Origin of the sequence: Streptomyces sp. NPDC056527 (assembly GCF_042794475.1) — a bacterium.
Taxonomy (GTDB): domain Bacteria; phylum Actinomycetota; class Actinomycetes; order Streptomycetales; family Streptomycetaceae; genus Streptomyces.
In genome coordinates this window covers 44,457-61,768 of record NZ_JBHTTQ010000042.1, presented here as the reverse complement: position 1 = coordinate 61,768, position 17,312 = coordinate 44,457, and the positions used below count along the sequence as shown (strand labels likewise).

General features: G+C 69.1%; 15 protein-coding genes. 1 reads left to right on the top strand and 14 read right to left on the bottom strand.

What is annotated here, in order from left to right; genetic code table 11:
* Positions 1 to 49: 49 nt before the first annotated feature.
* Genes nuoN through ACFQ7Q_RS20935 form a run of 14 tightly spaced genes read right to left on the bottom strand, consistent with a single transcriptional unit; the run spans position 50 to position 15,804 of the window.
* On the bottom strand, positions 50 to 1,711 hold the full coding sequence (gene nuoN / locus ACFQ7Q_RS21000; RefSeq protein WP_383557334.1) for an NADH-quinone oxidoreductase subunit NuoN: 1,662 nt from the start codon (positions 1,709 to 1,711) through the stop codon (positions 50 to 52).
* Positions 1,708 to 3,300 carry an NADH-quinone oxidoreductase subunit M gene (locus ACFQ7Q_RS20995; RefSeq protein WP_383557331.1) on the bottom strand — a complete coding sequence of 531 codons (1,593 nt, stop codon included), beginning with the start codon at positions 3,298 to 3,300 and terminating at the stop codon, positions 1,708 to 1,710. The genes nuoN and ACFQ7Q_RS20995 overlap by 4 nt, the downstream gene beginning before the upstream one ends.
* 3 nt (positions 3,301 to 3,303) lie before the next feature.
* Entirely contained in the window at positions 3,304 to 5,199 is a 1,896-nt protein-coding gene (gene nuoL / locus ACFQ7Q_RS20990) for an NADH-quinone oxidoreductase subunit L (RefSeq protein ID WP_383557328.1), read from the bottom strand.
* Between the two features lie 11 nt (positions 5,200 to 5,210).
* Positions 5,211 to 5,510 (bottom strand): NADH-quinone oxidoreductase subunit NuoK, encoded by a 300-nt coding sequence (gene nuoK / locus ACFQ7Q_RS20985; RefSeq protein WP_069927518.1) that lies wholly within the window; start codon positions 5,508 to 5,510, stop codon positions 5,211 to 5,213.
* Positions 5,507 to 6,334, bottom strand: a complete 828-nt coding sequence (locus ACFQ7Q_RS20980) for an NADH-quinone oxidoreductase subunit J (protein ID WP_383557325.1) — start codon at positions 6,332 to 6,334, stop codon at positions 5,507 to 5,509. The genes nuoK and ACFQ7Q_RS20980 overlap by 4 nt, the downstream gene beginning before the upstream one ends.
* Positions 6,331 to 6,909: an NADH-quinone oxidoreductase subunit NuoI gene (gene nuoI / locus ACFQ7Q_RS20975; protein WP_383557322.1), complete on the bottom strand. Its 579-nt coding sequence runs from the start codon at positions 6,907 to 6,909 to the stop codon at positions 6,331 to 6,333. The genes ACFQ7Q_RS20980 and nuoI overlap by 4 nt, the downstream gene beginning before the upstream one ends.
* Positions 6,902 to 8,257, bottom strand: a complete 1,356-nt coding sequence (nuoH, locus tag ACFQ7Q_RS20970) for an NADH-quinone oxidoreductase subunit NuoH (protein ID WP_383557319.1) — start codon at positions 8,255 to 8,257, stop codon at positions 6,902 to 6,904. Before nuoH ends, nuoI begins: the two co-directional genes overlap by 8 nt.
* Positions 8,254 to 10,737: an NADH-quinone oxidoreductase subunit G gene (locus ACFQ7Q_RS20965; RefSeq protein ID WP_383557317.1), complete on the bottom strand. Its 2,484-nt coding sequence runs from the start codon at positions 10,735 to 10,737 to the stop codon at positions 8,254 to 8,256. The genes nuoH and ACFQ7Q_RS20965 overlap by 4 nt, the downstream gene beginning before the upstream one ends.
* Positions 10,734 to 12,083 (bottom strand): NADH-quinone oxidoreductase subunit NuoF, encoded by a 1,350-nt coding sequence (gene nuoF / locus ACFQ7Q_RS20960; RefSeq protein WP_383557315.1) that lies wholly within the window; start codon positions 12,081 to 12,083, stop codon positions 10,734 to 10,736. Before nuoF ends, ACFQ7Q_RS20965 begins: the two co-directional genes overlap by 4 nt.
* Positions 12,083 to 12,826, bottom strand: coding sequence for an NADH-quinone oxidoreductase subunit NuoE (gene nuoE, locus ACFQ7Q_RS20955; protein ID WP_383557312.1), 744 nt, complete (start codon positions 12,824 to 12,826; stop codon positions 12,083 to 12,085). Before nuoE ends, nuoF begins: the two co-directional genes overlap by 1 nt.
* Positions 12,823 to 14,145 (bottom strand): NADH-quinone oxidoreductase subunit D, encoded by a 1,323-nt coding sequence (locus ACFQ7Q_RS20950; protein WP_376433511.1) that lies wholly within the window; start codon positions 14,143 to 14,145, stop codon positions 12,823 to 12,825. Before ACFQ7Q_RS20950 ends, nuoE begins: the two co-directional genes overlap by 4 nt.
* Positions 14,145 to 14,876, bottom strand: coding sequence for an NADH-quinone oxidoreductase subunit C (locus ACFQ7Q_RS20945; RefSeq protein ID WP_383557308.1), 732 nt, complete (start codon positions 14,874 to 14,876; stop codon positions 14,145 to 14,147). Before ACFQ7Q_RS20945 ends, ACFQ7Q_RS20950 begins: the two co-directional genes overlap by 1 nt.
* On the bottom strand, positions 14,873 to 15,427 hold the full coding sequence (locus tag ACFQ7Q_RS20940) for an NADH-quinone oxidoreductase subunit B family protein (RefSeq protein WP_003998928.1): 555 nt from the start codon (positions 15,425 to 15,427) through the stop codon (positions 14,873 to 14,875). Before ACFQ7Q_RS20940 ends, ACFQ7Q_RS20945 begins: the two co-directional genes overlap by 4 nt.
* A 17-nt stretch (positions 15,428 to 15,444) precedes the next feature.
* Positions 15,445 to 15,804, bottom strand: a complete 360-nt coding sequence (locus ACFQ7Q_RS20935) for an NADH-quinone oxidoreductase subunit A (protein WP_030494815.1) — start codon at positions 15,802 to 15,804, stop codon at positions 15,445 to 15,447.
* Positions 15,805 to 16,463: 659 nt separating this feature from the next.
* Between ACFQ7Q_RS20935 and ACFQ7Q_RS20930 the strand changes: the two genes are divergently transcribed.
* Positions 16,464 to 17,282 (top strand): C40 family peptidase, encoded by an 819-nt coding sequence (locus ACFQ7Q_RS20930; RefSeq protein WP_383557305.1) that lies wholly within the window; start codon positions 16,464 to 16,466, stop codon positions 17,280 to 17,282.
* Positions 17,283 to 17,312: the final 30 nt, after the last annotated feature.

Sequence of the window (17,312 nt, the reverse complement as noted above, 5' to 3'; positions counted from 1 at the left end):
CCCGGCCCCCGCGCGAGCGGGGACCGGGCCCTGACGGCGTCGGAGCGGACTACCTCACGAACACGCTCGCCTGGCCCGCCAGGTCCAGGAAGTACTGCGGCGCGAGGCCGAGCACCAGCGTCACGACGACGCCGACCGTGATCGTGGCGGCCGTGAAGCCCGAGGGCACGGCGACGGTGGGGCCGTCCGCCTTCGGCTCACTGAAGAACATCAGCACGATCACGCGGATGTAGAAGAACGCCGCGATCGCCGACGAGATGACACCGACGACGACCAGCGCGCCCGCGCCGCCCTCCGCCGCCGCCGTGAAGACCGCGAACTTGCCGGAGAATCCGGAGGTCAGCGGAATGCCGGCGAAGGCGAGCAGGAAGACCGCGAAGACCGCGGCCACGAGCGGCGAACGGCGGCCCAGGCCCGCCCACTTGGACAGGTGCGTCGCCTCGCCGCCCGCGTCCCGTACCAGCGTGACGACCGCGAAGGCGCCGATCGTCACGAAGGAGTAGGCGCCCAGGTAGAACAGCACCGAGGAGATGCCGGTGGGCGTGGCGGCGATGACACCGGCCAGCAGGAAGCCCGCGTGCGCGATGGAGGAGTACGCGAGCAGCCGCTTGATGTCGGTCTGGGTGATCGCGACGATCGCGCCGCCCAGCATCGTGACGATGGCGACGCCCCACATGACCGGCCGCCAGTCCCAGGTGAGCCCCGGCAGCACCACGTACAGCAGACGCAGCAGCGCGCCGAACGCGGCGACCTTCGTCGCGGCCGCCATGAAGCCGGTGACGGGCGTCGGCGCGCCCTGGTAGACGTCCGGGGTCCACATGTGGAACGGCACGGCGCCGACCTTGAAGAGCAGCCCCGTCAGGACCAGGGCGAAGCCGATGAGCAGCAGGACGTCGTTGCCCATGGTGTCGGCGAGCGCCGGGTTCATCGAGGTGACCGAGCCGTCGACGACGTCGGCGATGGTGGCGTACGAGACGGAGCCCGCGTAGCCGTAGAGCAGGGCGATCCCGAAGAGCAGGAACGCCGAGGAGAAGGCGCCGAGCAGGAAGTACTTGACCGCCGCCTCCTGCGACATCAGCCGCTTGCGGCGGGCGACGGCGCAGAGCAGGTACAGCGGCAGGGAGAAGACCTCCAGGGCGACGAAGAGCGTCAGAAGGTCGTTGGCCGCGGGGAAGACCAGCATCCCCGCGATGGCGAACAGCGCCAGCGGGAACACCTCGGTGGTGGTGAATCCGGCCTTGGCCGCGGCCTTCTCCTGGTCGCTGCCGGGAACGGCGGCGGCCTCGGCGGCGAAGGAGTCGACCTTGTGGCCGTGGTCGGCCGGGTCGAGCCGGCGCTCGGCGAAGGTGAAGACCGCGACGATCGAGGCCAGCAGAATGGTGCCCTGCAGGAAGAGCGCCGGGCCGTCGACGGCGATGGCCCCCATGGCCGCGATGTGGGCCTTCGTGGAGCCGTAACCCCCGGCGGCCAGGCCGACGATCGCGGCGAAGGCGGCCACGAGCGCAAGGACGCTGAGGAACACCTGGCTCTGGTATCGGCCCTTGCGGGGCACGAAGGCCTCGACCAGGACGCTGAGGACCGCGGCGCCGACCACGATGAGTACGGGCGAGAGCTGGACGTACTCGATGTGGGGTGCCGGGATCTTGTTCAACGGCTCGGCAGCCGTCGTCCACAGGCTGTGGACGGCGGGCGCGACGGCGGATGCACTCACTTGGCCGCCTCCACTTCGGGCTGGGGGTCCTTTTGCTGGACGTCGGACATGGTGTGGCTGACGGCCGGGTTGACGATGTCCGTCAGCGGCTTCGGGAACACCCCGAGGAAGATCAGCAGGGCGATCAGCGGGGCGACCACGACCAGCTCCCGCACCCGCAGGTCCGGCATCGTGCGGACCTCCTCCGTCACGACCGGGCCCGTCATCGTCCGCTGGTACAGGACGAGGGTGTAGAGCGCGGCGAGGACGATGCCGGTGGTGGCGATGATGCCGGCCACCGGGTACCGGGCGAACGTGCCGACCAGGACCAGGAACTCACTCACGAAGGGCGCGAGGCCCGGCAGCGAGAGGGTCGCCAGACCGCCGATCAGGAAGGTGCCGGCGAGCACCGGGGCGACCTTCTGCACACCGCCGTAGTCGGCGATGAGCCGCGAGCCGCGCCGGGAGATCAGGAAGCCGGCGACGAGCATCAACGCGGCGGTCGAGATGCCGTGGTTGACCATGTAGAGCGTCGCGCCGCTCTGTCCCTGGCTGGTCATCGCGAAGATGCCCATGATGATGAAGCCGAAGTGCGAGATCGAGGCGTACGCGACCAGGCGCTTGATGTCCCGCTGGCCGACCGCGAGCAGCGCCCCGTAGACGATGCTGACGAGCGCGAGCGCGATGATCACCGGGGTCGCCCACTTCGACGCCTCGGGGAAGAGCTGGAGGCAGAAGCGGAGCATCGCGAACGTGCCGACCTTGTCGACCACCGCGGTGATGAGCACGGCGACCGGTGCGGTCGCCTCCCCCATCGCGTTCGGCAGCCAGGTGTGCAGCGGCCACAGCGGAGCCTTCACCGCGAAGGCGAAGAAGAAGCCGAGGAACAGCAGCCGTTCGGTGTTGGTCGCCATCTCCAGCTGTCCGGACGCCCGCGCCTCGGCGATCTCCGTGAGGGAGAAGTTCCCGGCGACGACGTACAGACCGATGACGGCGGCCAGCATGATCAGGCCGCCGACCAGGTTGTAGAGCAGGAACTTGACCGCCGCGTACGAACGCTGGGCCGCCGCGTTCTCGTCCGACCCGGCGTGCGCCCGGTCGCCGAAGCCGCCGATGAGGAAGTACATCGGGATGAGCATGGCTTCGAACAGGATGTAGAAGAGGAAGACGTCGGTGGCCTCGAAGGAGAGGATCACCATCGCCTCGACCATCAGGATCAGGGCGAAGAAGCCCTGGGTCGGCCGCCAGCGGCTGGACTTCGTCTCCAGGGGGTCGGCGTCGTGCCAGCCGGCCAGGATGATGAAGGGGATCAGCAGCGCGGTGAGCGCGATCAGCGCCACCCCGATGCCGTCCACGCCCAGTTCGTAGCGGACCCCGAAGTCCTTGATCCAGGAGTAGGACTCGACGAACTGGTAGCGGTCGCCGCCGGGCTCGAAGTCGACGAGCACGACGACGGCGAGGACCAGGGTGACGAGTGAGACGAGCAGCGCCAGCCACTTGGCGGCGGTGCGGCGGGCGGCGGGGACGGCGGCGGTGAGAATCGCGCCGATCGCCGGCACCGCTGCCGTCGCCGTCAGAATCGGAAAGCCCGCGTTGACTGCTTGCGACATCGGTTACACCGCCCTCATCAGCAGGGTCGCGGCGATCAGCACCGCAGTACCTCCGAACATGGAGACCGCATACGTGCGGGCGTAGCCGTTCTGCAGCTTGCGCAGCCGGCCGGACAGGCCGCCGACGGAGGCCGCGGTGCCGTTGACCACCCCGTCGACCAGGGTGTGGTCGACGTAGACGAGCGAGCGCGTGAGGTGCGTGCCGCCCGTCACGAAGACGGCGTGGTTGAAGTCGTCCTGGAGCAGGTCGCGGCGGGCGGCCCGGGTGAGCAGCGAGCCGCGCGGCGCGGTGACCGGGACGGGCCTGCGCCCGTACTGGAGGTAGGCGATCCCGACGCCGATGACCATGACGGCGACCGTGGCGGAGGTGATGGCTCCCGCGCTGATCGGCGGGTGGCCGTGCTCGAACGAGGTCACCGGCTCCAGCCACGTCACGAACCGGTCGCCGATGGAGAAGAGGCCGCCGGCGAACACCGACCCGAAGGCCAGCAGGATCATCGGGACGGTCATCGACTTCGGGGACTCGTGCGGGTGCGGCAGCTCGCCCTTCTCGTCGGGCTGCCAGCGCTTCTCGCCGAAGAAGGTCATCAGCATCACGCGGGTCATGTAGTACGCCGTGATGGCCGCGCCGAGCAGGGTGACCGCGCCGAGGATCCAGCCCTCGGTGCCCCCCTTGGCGAAGGCCGCCTCGATGATCTTGTCCTTGGAGAAGAAGCCGGACAGGCCCGGGAAGCCGATGATCGCGAGATAACCGAGACCGAAGGTGACGAAGGTGATCGGCATGTACTTCCGCAGGCCGCCGTAACGCCGCATGTCGACCTCGTCGTTCATGCCGTGCATGACCGAACCGGCGCCGAGGAACAGCCCGGCCTTGAAGAAGCCGTGCGTGACCAGGTGCATGATCGCGAAGGCGTAGCCGATGGGGCCGAGGCCCGCCGCCAGGATCATGTAGCCGATCTGCGACATCGTCGAGCCGGCCAGCGCCTTCTTGATGTCGTCCTTCGCGCAACCGACGATCGCACCGAAGAGGAGCGTGACGGCGCCGACCACGGTGACGACGAGCTGCGCGTCCGGAGCGGCGTTGAAGATGTCGGCGGAGCGGACGATGAGGTAGACACCGGCGGTGACCATCGTGGCCGCGTGGATGAGGGCCGAGACCGGCGTCGGGCCCTCCATCGCGTCCCCGAGCCAGGACTGCAGCGGCACCTGGGCCGACTTGCCGCAGGCCGCGAGGAGCAGCATCAGGGCGATCGCCGTCAGCGTGCCCTCGCTCGTCTCACCGGTCGACTCCAGGACCGGCCCGAAGGCGAAGGTCCCGAAGGTGGTGAACATGATCATGATGGCGATCGACAGGCCCATGTCGCCGACCCGGTTGACCAGGAAGGCCTTCTTCGCGGCGGTGGCCGCGCTGGGCTTGTGCTGCCAGAAGCCGATCAGGAGGTACGAGGCGAGACCGACGCCCTCCCAGCCGAAGTACAGCAGCAGGTAGTTGTCGGCGAGGACGAGGAGCAGCATCGCCGCGAGGAACAGGTTGAGATAGCCGAAGAAGCGGCGCTTGCGCTCGTCGTGCTCCATGTACCCGATCGAGTACACGTGGATCAGCGAGCCCACACCGGTGATCAGCAGCACGAACGTCATCGACAGCTGGTCGAGCTGGAAGGCCATCTCCGCCTGGAAGCCCTCGACGGGGATCCAGGTGTACAGGTGCTGGAACATGGCCCGGTCGTCCGCGCTCTTGCCGAGCATGTCGGCGAAGAGCACGACGCCGATGACGAAGGAGACGGCCGCGAGCAGCGTGCCGAGCACGGGCCCGGCCTTGTCCAGGCGCCGCCCGCCGCACAGCAGGACGACCGCTCCCAGCAGGGGCGCCGCGATGAGCAGCGCAATCAGGTTCTCCACGATTCAGCCCCTCACAGCTTCATCAGGCTGGCGTCGTCGACCGAGGCCGAGTGGCGGGAACGGAACAGCGACACGATGATCGCGAGCCCGACCACGACCTCCGCGGCGGCGACGACCATCGTGAAGAAGGCGATGATCTGGCCGTCGAGGTTGCCGTGCATCCGGGAGAAGGCGACGAACGCGAGGTTGCAGGCGTTGAGCATCAGCTCCACGCACATGAAGACGACGATCGCGTTGCGCCGGATCAGCACCCCGGCCGCACCGATGGTGAACAACAGGGCGGCGAGATAGAGATAGTTGACGGGGTTCACCGCGAGGCCTCCTCTTCGTCCCGGTCCCGGCCGAGCCGCTCCTCGGAGCGCTGCTCCAGCGCCTTGAGGTCGGCCAGTGCCTCGGTGGACACGTCGCGGATCTGGCCGCGCTTGCGCAGCGTCTGCATCACGGTCAGCTCGGCGGGCGTGCCGTCGGGCAGCAGACCGGCGATGTCCACCGCGTTGTGCCGGGCGTAGACACCCGGCGCGGGCAGCGGCGGCACGTGCTTGCCCTCGCGCACGCGCTGCTCGGACAGCTCCCGCTGGGTGCGGGCCCGTTCGGTGCGCTCGCGGTGGGTGAGCACCATCGCGCCGACGGCCGCGGTGATGAGCAGGGCGCCGGTGATCTCGAAGGCGAAGACGTACTTGGTGAAGATGAGGGCGGCGAGGCCCTCCACGTTTCCGCCGTACGCGCTGTTGGCCGCGCCGAGTCCGTTGAACTCGGTCAGGGCGGCCTGGCCGATGCCGGCGATCAGCAGGATGCCGAAACCGAGCCCGCAGGCTGCGGCCCACCAGCGCTGCCCCTTGATGGTCTCCTTCAACGAGTCCGCGGCCGTGACACCGACCAGCATGACGATGAAGAGGAACAGCATCATGATCGCGCCGGTGTAGACGACGATCTGGACGATGCCGAGGAAGTACGCGCCGTTGGCGAGGTAGAAGACCGCCAGGACGATCATCGTGCCGGCCAGACAGAGCGCGCTGTGCATGGCCTTCCTCATCAGGACCGTGCACAGGGCGCCGATGACGGCGACGGTGCCGAGGACCCAGAACTGGAACGCTTCGCCGCTCGACGTCGTGTAGGCGGCAAGGGTGGTGCTCATGCGTCCACCTCTTCCGGTTCGCCCTTCTCCCCCTTGGAGGTGGCGACCTGACGGACCGTGCCCGGCGCGGCCTCCGTGACCAGACCCCGGTAGTAGTCCTGCTCGTCCATCCCCGGGAAAATGGCGTGCGGCGAGTCGACCATGCCCTCCTCCAGGCCCGCGAGGAGCTGCTCCTTGGTGTAGATCAGGTTCTCGCGGGAGGAGTCGGCCAGTTCGAACTCGTTGGTCATCGTCAGCGCCCGCGTGGGGCAGGCCTCGATGCACAGCCCGCACAGGATGCAGCGGGCGTAGTTGATCTGGTAGACGACGCCGTACCGCTCACCCGGGGAGTAGCGCTCCTCGTCGGTGTTGTCCGCGCCCTCCACATAGATGGCGTCCGCGGGACAGGCCCAGGCGCAGAGCTCGCAGCCGACGCACTTCTCGAGGCCGTCGGGGTGACGGTTGAGCTGGTGCCGGCCGTGGAAGCGCGGAGCGGTCGTCTTCTGCTGTTCCGGGTACTGCTCGGTCAGCCGCTTCTTGAACATGGCCTTGAAGGTCACGCCGAAGCCGGCCACCGGATTCTGGAAATCAGACACCGTCCGTCTCCTTTCCCTCACTCGCAGTAGCAGTATCGGGGCCACCACTGACAACGAGGTCCCGGTCGTGCCGGGGCCTGCGCCGGGGTACGGGCGGCAGGGACTGTCCGGGCTTGGGCGGTACGGGGAAGCCGCCGGCCATCGGATCGAAGGGGCGCTCGTCCTCGACCTCGGCCGCCTTGGCCCTCCCGTCGCGGAACATGTCCGCGATGAAGGAGAGGAGGAGGACGGCGATGACGGCGCCGGCGACGTACAGCACGATGTTCTGGAAGGCGACGTTCTCGTTGCGCAGCGCGCGGACGGTGGCGACGAGCATCAGCCACAGCACCGAGACCGGGATGAGGACCTTCCAGCCGAGCTTCATCAGCTGGTCGTAGCGGACGCGGGGCAGGGTGCCGCGGAGCCAGATGAAGAAGAAGAGCAGCAGCTGCACCTTGAGGACGAACCAGAGCATCGGCCACCAGCCGTGGTTCGCGCCCTCCCAGAAGGTGGAGATCGGGTACGGGGCGCGCCAGCCGCCGAGGAAGAGCGTCACGGAGACGGCGGAGACCGTCACCATGTTCACGTACTCGGCGAGCATGAACATCGCGAACTTGATGGAGGAGTACTCGGTGTTGAAGCCACCGACGAGGTCGCCCTCGGACTCCGGCATGTCGAACGGGGCGCGGTTGGTCTCGCCGACCATCGTGACGACGTAGATGATGAACGAGACCGGCAGCAGGACGATGAACCAGCGGTCCGCCTGCGCCTCGACGATCGCCGAGGTCGACATCGACCCGGAGTAGAGGAAGACGGAGGCGAACGCGGCGCCCATGGCGATCTCGTAGGAGATCATCTGCGCGCAGGAGCGCAGACCGCCGAGGAGCGGGTACGTCGAGCCGGAGGACCAGCCGGCGAGCACGATGCCGTAGATGCCGACCGAGGCGATGGCCAGCACGTACAGCATGGCGATCGGCAGGTCGGTGAGCTGCATCGAGGTGCGGTGGCCGAAGATCGAGACCTCGTTGCCGGCCGGACCGAACGGGATCACGGCGATGGCCATGAACGCGGGGGCGGCGGCGATGATCGGCGCGAGGATGTAGACGACCTTGTCGGCGCGCTTGACGACGACGTCCTCCTTGAGCATCAGCTTGATGCCGTCCGCGAGGGACTGGAGGAGACCCCAGGGTCCGTGCCGGTTGGGTCCGACGCGCAGCTGCATCCAGGCGACGACCTTGCGCTCCCACACGATGGAGAACAGCACGGTGATCATCAGGAAGGCGAAGCAGAAGACGGCCTTGATCGCGACGAGCCACCAGGGGTCGGTCCCGAACATGGAGAGGTCTTCAGCAGCGAGCAGCGTGTTCATGCCTGCACCTCCGTCGAAACCGCCGCGCCGATGCGGACCAGGTCGCCCGGGTGGGCGCCGGTGTCGGAGAGGACACCGCCCGCCGTGGAGTTCAGCGGGAGCCAGACCACCCGGTCGGGCATCTCGGTGACCTGGAGCGGCAGTCGGGTCGAGCCGGCCGGGCCGGTGACGGCGAGGAGGTCGCCGTCCTTGACTCCGGTCTCGGCGGCCGTGGCGGCCGAGAGCCGGGCGACGGCCGCGTGGCGGGTGCCGGCCAGGGCCGAGTCGCCCTCCTGGAGACGGCCCAGGTCGAGCAGGAGCCGGTGTCCGGCGAGGACCGCCTCGCCCTCGCCCGGCCGGGGCGCGGCCTGTGCGGGCTCGACGGGCTCGGAGGCCCGCTCGCCCTCCCAGCCGCCGAGCCGGTCCAGCTCCCGGCGGATCGCGCGCAGATCGGGCAGGGCCAGGTGCGCGTCGAGGGCGTCGGCGAGCATGTGCAGCACGCGCGCGTCCGCCGGCGGCAGCGTCCGGGTCATCTGCTCGGGCTTCAGCGCGGCCTCGAAGAGCCGTGCCCGGCCTTCCCAGTTGAGGAAGGTGCCGGGCTTCTCGGCGACCGCGGCGACCGGGAGGATGACGTCCGCCCGCTCGGTGACCTCGCTGGGCCGAAGCTCCAGGGAGACCACGAAGGCCGCGTCGAGCGCCTCACGCGCGCGTGCCGGGTCGGGCAGGTCGCGGACCTCGACGCCGCCGACGAGCAGCGCGCCCAGTTCGCCGGTGGCCGCGGCCTCGACGATCTGGCCGGTGTCGCGGCCGTAGCCGTGCGGGAGTTCGCGCACGCCCCAGGCGGCCGCGACCTCCTCACGCGCGCGTGGGTCGGTCGTGGGGCGGCCGCCGGGCAGCAGCGTCGGGATGGCGCCGGCTTCGAGCGCGCCGCGCTCGCCCGCCCGCCGCGGGATCCACACCAGCATCGCGCCGGTCGCCGTCGCCGTCCGGACGGCCGCGGTCAGTCCGCCGGGCACGGCGGCGAGCCGCTCGCCGACGGCGATGACCGCGCCATCCTTGCGCAGCGCCTCGGCCGCGTGGGTGCCGGCCTCGTCGAGGCCGACCCGGGAGGTGAGGGCGTCCAGCCACTCGGTCTCCGTGCCGGGAGCGGCCGGAAGGAGCGTGCCGCCCGCCTTGACCAGGCCGCGGGTCGCGTGCGAGGCCAGCGCGTAGGTCTTCTGGCCGCTCTTGCGCCAGGCCTTGCGGAGCCGCAGGAAGACGCCGGGGGCCTCCTCCTCGGACTCGAAGCCCACGAGCAGCACCGCCGGGGCGGCTTCGAGGGAGGTGTACGTGACTCCGCTGCCGTCCAGGTCGCGTCCGCGCCCGGCGACGGTGGAGGCCAGGAAGTCGGCCTCCTCGCTGGAGTGGACGCGGGCCCGGAAGTCGACGTCGTTGGTGTCGAGGGCGACCCGGGCGAACTTGGCGTACGCGTAGGAGTCCTCGACGGTCAGTCGCCCGCCGGCCAGGACTCCGGTGCGGCCGCGCACGAGCCCGCGGGCCGCCGCCTCCAGGGCCTCGGGCCAGGAGGCGGCCTCCAGCTCACCGGTCTCGGGGTTCCGTACGAGCGGGGTCGTCAGCCGGTCGCGCTGCTGCGCGTACCGGAAGGCGAACCGCCCCTTGTCGCACACCCACTCCTCGTTGACCTCCGGGTCCTCGGCCGCGAGCCGCCGCATGACCTTGCCGCGCCGGTGGTCCGTACGCGTGGCGCAGCCGCCCGCGCAGTGCTCGCAGACGCTCGGCGAGGAGACGAGGTCGAAGGGGCGGGAGCGGAACCGGTACGCCGCCGAGGTCAGCGCGCCGACCGGGCAGATCTGGATCGTGTTCCCGGAGAAGTACGACTCGAAGGGGTCGCCCTCGCCGGTGCCGACCTGCTGGAGGGCGCCGCGCTCGACCAGCTCGATCATCGGGTCGCCGGCGATCTGGTTGGAGAACCGGGTGCAGCGCGCGCAGAGGACGCACCGCTCGCGGTCGAGCAGCACCTGGGTCGAGATCGGTACCGGCTTCTCGTAGGTCCGCTTGTGGCCCTCGAAGCGGGACTCCGACTGCCCGTGGGACATCGCCTGGTTCTGCAGCGGGCACTCGCCGCCCTTGTCGCAGACAGGGCAGTCGAGCGGGTGGTTGATGAGCAGCAGCTCCATCACGCCGTGCTGGGCCTTCTCGGCGACCTGCGAGGTCAGCTGCGACTTCACCACCATGCCGTCGGTGCAGGTGATGGTGCAGGACGCCATCGGCTTGCGCTGGCCCTCGACCTCGACGATGCACTGCCGGCAGGCGCCGGCCGGGTCGAGGAGCGGGTGGTCGCAGAACCGCGGGATCTCGATGCCGAGCTGCTCGGCGGCGCGGATGACCAGGGTCCCCTTGGGGACGGAGATCTCGGCGCCGTCGATGGTCAGCGTGACCATGTCCTCCGGCGGTACCGCCGGGGAACCGCCGCCCGCGGGGCCGGCCGTGGTGACCGTCATGCCGTCACCTCCTTGTGGTTGTCCGCCCAGGCGGTCGACTTGGCCGGGTCGAAGGGGCAGCCCCGGCCGGTGATGTGCTGCTCGTACTCCTCGCGGAAGTACTTCAGCGAGGAGAAGATCGGGGAGGCCGCGCCGTCGCCGAGCGCGCAGAACGACTTGCCGTTGATGTTGTCGGCGATGTCGTTGAGCTTGTCGAGGTCGGACATCACGCCCTTCCCCGCCTCGATGTCACGGAGCAACTGCACCAGCCAGTAGGTGCCTTCGCGGCAGGGTGTGCACTTGCCGCAGGACTCGTGGGCGTAGAACTCGGTCCACCGGGTCACCGCGCGGACCACACAGGTGGTCTCGTCGAAGCACTGGAGCGCCTTCGTGCCGAGCATCGAGCCGGCCGCGCCCACGCCCTCGTAGTCCAGCGGGACGTCGAGGTGCTCGTCGGTGAACATCGGGGTGGAGGAGCCGCCCGGGGTCCAGAACTTCAGCCGGTGCCCGGGGCGCATGCCGCCGCTCATGTCGAGGAGCTGGCGCAGCGTGATCCCGAGCGGGGCCTCGTACTGGCCCGGCGAGGCGACGTGCCCGCTGAGCGAGTAGAGGGTGAAGCCCGGGGACTTCTCGCTGCCCATCGACTTGAACCAGTCCTTGCCCCGGTTGAGGATCGCGGGAACGGAGGCGATGGACTCGACGTTGTTCACCACGGTGGGGCAGGCGTACAGACCGGCGACCGCGGGGAAGGGCGGACGGAGCCGGGGCTGGCCGCGCCGTCCTTCGAGCGAGTCGAGCAGCGCGGTCTCCTCGCCGCAGATGTACGCGCCGGCGCCCGCGTGCACGGTGATGTCGAGGTTCAGGCCGCTGCCGAGGATGTTCCGGCCGAGGAGGCCGGCGTCGTACGCCTCGCGCACCGCCTCGTGCAGGCGGCGCAGGACGGGCACGACCTCGCCGCGCAGGTAGATGAACGCGTGCTCGGAGCGGATCGCGTAGCAGGCGATGATCATTCCCTCGATGAGGGAGTGCGGGTTGGCGAAGAGGAGCGGGATGTCCTTGCAGGTGCCCGGCTCGGACTCGTCGGCGTTGACGACGAGGTAGTGCGGCTTGCCGTCGCCCTGCGGAATGAACTGCCACTTCATCCCGGTGGGGAAGCCCGCGCCGCCACGGCCGCGCAGGCCGGAGTCCTTGACGTACGCGATGAGGTCGTCGGGCGTCATCGCGAGGGCCTTCTTCAGACCCTCGTACCCCTCGTGCCTCTTGTACGTCTCCAGGGTCCAGGCGTTGGGCTGGTCCCAGAACGCCGAGAGGACCGGCGCCAGAAGCTTCTCGGGGCTGCTGTTGTTGATCTCGGCTGCCAAGGTCATCACTCCCCCTCCCCACTGGCCGATTCGCCGCGCGGGTGGACGATCTTGTGGTGCGGGGTCTCGCCCTTGGCCAGTCGCAGCCCGACGAGCGAGGCCGGGCCGGCCCCTCCGGTGGCCTCGACGGCCCCCTCGCGCTCGTCGGGGAAGCCGGCCAGGATGCGCGCGGTCTCCTTGTACGTGCACAGCGGCGCGCCTCGCGTCGGCTCGACCGGGCGGCCGGCCCTCAGGTCGTCGACGATCTTCTTGGCGGACTGGGGCGTCTGGTTGTCGAAGAACTCCCAGTTGACCATCACGACGGGCGCGAAGTCGCAGGCCGCGTTGCACTCGATGTGCTCCAGCGTGACCTTGCCGTCCTCGGTCGTCTCGTTGTTGCCGACGCCGAGGTGCTCCTTGAGCTCCTCGAAGATGGCGTCGCCGCCCATGACCGCGCAGAGCGTGTTGGTGCAGACCCCGACCTGGTAGTCGCCGGAGGGCTTGCGCCGGTACATCGTGTAGAAGGTGGCGACCGCGGTGACCTCGGCGGTGGTCAGGCCGAGGATCTCGGCGCAGAACTTCATGCCGGTACGGGTCACATGGCCCTCCTCCGCCTGCACCAGGTGCAGCAGCGGCAGGAGCGCGGAGCGGGACCCCGGATAGCGGGCGATGATCTCCTTGGCGTCCGCCTCCAGCCGGGTTCGTACCTCGGCCGGGTAGTCGGGGGCGGGGAGCTGGGGCATCCCGAGACTGGTCTGTCCGTCCGTCATCGGTCGACGCCTCCCATCACGGGGTCGATGGACGCGACGGCGACGATGACGTCGGCGACCTGGCCGCCCTCGCACATCGCCGCCATGGCCTGCAGGTTGGTGAAGGACGGGTCGCGGAAGTGGACCCGGTAGGGGCGGGTGCCGCCGTCGGAGACGACGTGCACGCCGAGCTCGCCCTTGGGGGACTCGACGGCCGCGTACGCCTGTCCGGCGGGGACGCGGAAGCCCTCGGTGACGAGCTTGAAGTGGTGGATCAGGGCCTCCATGGAGGTGCCCATGATCTTCTTGATGTGGTCGAGGGAGTTGCCGAGTCCGTCCGGGCCGAGCGCGAGCTGCGCGGGCCAGGCGATCTTCTTGTCGCCGACCATGACCGGGCCGGGCTCCAGCCGGTCGAGGCACTGCTCGACGATCCGCAGCGACTGCCGCATCTCCTCCAGGCGGACGAGGAAGCGGCCGTAGGAGTCGCAGGTGTCGGCGGTCGGGATGTCGAACTCGTAGTTCTCGTAGCCGCAGTACGGGTCCGTCTTGCGCAGGTCGTGCGGGAGGCCCGCGGAGCGCAGGATCGGTCCGGTGGCGCCGAGCGCCATGCAGCCGCTGAGGTCGAGGTAGCCGACGTCCTGCATACGGGCCTTGAAGATGGGGTTGCCGGTGGCGAGCTTGTCGTACTCCGGCAGGTTCTTCTTCATGGTCTTCACGAACTCGCGCACGGCGTCGACGGCGCCGGGCGGGAGGTCCTGGGCGAGGCCGCCGGGGCGGATGAACGCGTGGTTCATGCGCAGGCCGGTGATCAGCTCGTACAGGTCCAGGATCATCTCGCGGTCCCGGAAGCCGTAGATCATGATCGTGGTCGCGCCCAGCTCCATACCGCCGGTGGCGATGCACACCAGGTGGGAGGAGAGCCGGTTGAGCTCCATGAGGAGGACGCGGATGACGCTGGCGCGGTCCGGGATCTGGTCGGTGATGCCGAGCAGCTTCTCGACGCCCAGGCAGTACGCCGTCTCGTTGTAGAACGAGGTGAGGTAGTCCATGCGCGTGACGAAGGTGGTGCCCTGCGTCCAGGTCCGGAACTCGAGGTTCTTCTCGATGCCGGTGTGGAGGTAGCCGATTCCGCAGCGGGCCTCGGTGACGGTCTCGCCGTCGATCTCCAGGATCAGCCGCAGCACGCCGTGCGTGGACGGGTGCTGGGGACCCATGTTGACGATGATCCGCTCGTCGTCGGCCTTGGCGGCGGACTCGACGACCTCTTCCCAGTCGCCACCGGTGACCGTGTAGACGGTGCCTTCGGTGGTCTCGCGTGCGGAGGCATGTTCGGTGCTCATCAGCTGTACGACCTCCGCTGGTCAGGAGCCGGGATCTGGGCGCCCTTGTATTCGACGGCGATGCCGCCGAGGGGGTAGTCCTTGCGCTGCGGGAAGCCCTGCCAGTCGTCCGGCATCATGATCCGGGTGAGGGCGGGGTGGCCGTCGAAGACGATGCCGAAGAAGTCGTACGTCTCGCGCTCGTGCCAGTCGTTGGTCGGATAGACCGCGACGAGCGACGGGATGTGCGGGTCGGCGTCCGGGGCGGACACCTCCAGCCGGATCAGCCGGCCGTGGGTGAGCGAGCGCAGGTGGTACACGGCATGCAGCTCGCGGCCCTTGTCGCCGAGGTAGTGGACGCCGGAGACGCCCGTACAGAGCTCGAAGCGCAGGGCGGGGTCGTCGCGCAGGGTGCGGGCGACCCGGACGAGGTGCTCGCGGGCGATGTAAAAGGTCAGCTCGTCCCGGTCGACGACGGTCTTCTCGATCGCGTTCTCCGGCAGGAGTCCCTGCTCGTCGAGGGCGCCCTCGAGCTCGTCGGCGACCTCGTCGAACCAGCCGCCGTAGGGGCGGGCGGCCGCGCCGGGGAGGCGTACGGAGCGGACGAGGCCGCTGTAGCCGGAGGTGTCGCCGCCGTTGTTGGCGCCGAACATCCCGCGCTGGACGCGGACCTCCTCACCGTGCTCCCCGCGCTGCCCGGGCAGGTTCTGCTCGGAGAGCTCCTTCTCGGGGTTCGGAGTTTCGTCGCTCACCGGAGCAGACCCTTCATCTCAATGGTCGGCAGGGCCTTGAGCGCCGCTTCCTCCGCCTCGCGGGCCGCTTCCTCCGCGTTCACGCCGAGCTTGGAGGTCTGGATCTTCTGGTGGAGCTTGAGAATCGCGTCCATCAGCATCTCCGGGCGCGGCGGGCACCCCGGCAAATAGATGTCAACCGGAACAATGTGGTCAACGCCCTGCACAATCGCGTAATTGTTGAACATTCCGCCCGAAGACGCGCAAACCCCCATGGAGATGACCCACTTGGGGTTGGGCATCTGGTCGTAGACCTGCCGCAGGACGGGCGCCATCTTCTGGCTGACGCGCCCGGCCACGATCATCAGGTCGGCCTGGCGCGGAGATCCGCGGAAGACCTCCATGCCGAAGCGCGCCAGGTCGTACCGCCCCGCGCCGGTCGTCATCATCTCGATGGCGCAGCAGGCCAGGCCGAAGGTCGCGGGGAAGACGGACGCCTTGCGCACCCAGCCCGCGGCCTGTTCGACCGTCGTCAGCAGAAAGCCGCTCGGCAGCTTCTCTTCGAGTCCCATAGGTGCCCCTCAGCCCCTCAGTCCCATTCCAGGCCGCCGCGCCGCCACACGTAGGCGTAGGCGACGAAGACGGTGAGCACGAAGAGCAACATCTCCACGAGCCCGAAAAGCCCCAGGGCGTCGAAGGTGACGGCCCAGGGGTAGAGGAAGACGATCTCGATGTCGAAGACGATGAAGAGCATCGCCGTCAGGTAGTACTTGATGGGGAAGCGGCCACCTCCGGCCGGCGTCGGCGTCGGCTCGATGCCGCACTCGTACGCCTCAAGCTTTGCCCTGTTGTACCGCTTTGGGCCGATTAGCGTGGCCATGACCACGGAGAAGATCGCAAACCCCGCACCCAGGGCACCGAGCACGAGGATGGGCGCGTACGCATTCACGCTCCTCGCTCCTTCCAGTCGTCCTTGACCGTTGGACCGCACGGTCGGGCCTCGAAGATCGCCCCCATGTGAGGCAGTTCACAAGCCCGACTGCCCCGCATCTTATGCCCGCCCCTCTGTGATCTGCGACACGGGGTACACCAAGGACTTTGTGATCTCCACCACCTGACGAAGGATCATGAAGTCGGATGAGCGGTGATCTTGGCACTCGAAGCGCCCAGGTGATCACCAGATGTGACATCCGGACCGGAAAGCGCTGGTCGGAGGGGGTGGCGCACTATCAAGAGGTGGGCCATGCAAGCAAATTGGCACTGGATGCCACGCAGGTGATAAAGCAACCGCCCGTCGCCCGGTCGGGGGCACTCGCGGACGAGAGTGGACGCGTGCGCTCTTTCACGAGCCGGATGTGACCTGCACCACACCCTCACCCGTCCGGAGAAAGCGGGGCTTGGCCATCGGTGTGAAGAGGTGGTAAGCGGCGGTCAATTCGGACGTTTCGCGGAAAACCCGTGATCAAGGGCTTGATCGGCCATGCCCGTATTGTCCGTTACGGCGTCAATAAGGGCGCCAGGTAAGCGGATTATGTGGTTCCGAACGTAACTGTGGCGCAACCCACGTTTCTTGAAGGGAACCGTGAAGCCCTGATAGCGGTTGTACTCATGTCCCACACCGCTCACATACCCAGCCACCGGAAGCCCCGCCGCAGCGCCTCGAAGCTCGCGCTCCGGGCAGGAGTTGCCGGTGGCGTCCTCAGCACCATCGCGGTGGCCGGTGCTGCCGGGCCGGCGAATGCCGAGCCGGTGACCGAGACCATCGAGATGCCCACGCTCGGTTCCCTCGACATCGACCTGGCGAGCGCCGTCTCCGCGTCGGCCGAGGCCTCCCAGCAGGAGGCCCTCGACCTGAGCCTGCAGGCCCAGGAGAACGCCGCCATCGAGAAGGCCGCCAAGGAGGCCAAGAAGGCCAAGGCGGAGGCCGACCGCAAGGCCGAGGCCGAGAAGGCCGAGAAGGCCCGCGCCGAGGCCCGCGAGCGCGCCTCCCGCACCCAGGCGCGCACCTCGCTCTCCGCGTCCTCCGACAGCGGCTCGTCGTCCAGCGCCGACAGCAGCTCGCAGGTGGCCACCGGCTCCGCCGCGGCGATCGTCGCCTTCGCCCGCGCCCAGGTCGGCGACGCCTACATCTCCGGCGGCACCGGCCCCAACTCCTGGGACTGCTCCGGTCTCGTCCAGGCCGCCTACCGCCAGGCCGGCGTCGACCTGCCGCGCATCTCCAGCTCCCAGTCGTCCATGGGCACGTCCGTCTCGCTGAGCAACCTGCAGCCGGGCGACATCCTGTACTGGGGCAGCCGCAGCGGCTCGTACCACGTGGCGATCTACGTGGGCGGCGGCAAGTACGTCGGTGCGCAGAACCCGTCGACCGGTGTCGTCGAGCGCTCCCTGGACTGGGACATGCCCTCCGGCGCGGTCCGGATCCTCTGATCACCCGCATCGCGAAGCACGACGAAGGCC

Excerpts from the sequence above, each read along its gene's own strand:
- nuoE (WP_383557312.1), bottom strand. The coding sequence starts at position 12,826 with ATGACGGACGGACAGACCAGTCTCGGGATGCCCCAGCTCCCCGCCCCC.
- ACFQ7Q_RS20930 (WP_383557305.1), top strand. The coding sequence starts at position 16,464 with ATGTCCCACACCGCTCACATACCCAGCCACCGGAAGCCCCGCCGCAGC.
- ACFQ7Q_RS20995 (WP_383557331.1), bottom strand. The coding sequence starts at position 3,300 with ATGTCGCAAGCAGTCAACGCGGGCTTTCCGATTCTGACGGCGACGGCA.
- ACFQ7Q_RS20965 (WP_383557317.1), bottom strand. The coding sequence starts at position 10,737 with ATGACGGTCACCACGGCCGGCCCCGCGGGCGGCGGTTCCCCGGCGGTA.
- ACFQ7Q_RS20950 (WP_376433511.1), bottom strand. The coding sequence starts at position 14,145 with ATGAGCACCGAACATGCCTCCGCACGCGAGACCACCGAAGGCACCGTC.
- ACFQ7Q_RS20980 (WP_383557325.1), bottom strand. The coding sequence starts at position 6,334 with ATGAGCACCACCCTTGCCGCCTACACGACGTCGAGCGGCGAAGCGTTC.
- nuoH (WP_383557319.1), bottom strand. The coding sequence starts at position 8,257 with ATGAACACGCTGCTCGCTGCTGAAGACCTCTCCATGTTCGGGACCGAC.
- nuoF (WP_383557315.1), bottom strand. The coding sequence starts at position 12,083 with ATGACCTTGGCAGCCGAGATCAACAACAGCAGCCCCGAGAAGCTTCTG.
- ACFQ7Q_RS20940 (WP_003998928.1), bottom strand. The coding sequence starts at position 15,427 with ATGGGACTCGAAGAGAAGCTGCCGAGCGGCTTTCTGCTGACGACGGTC.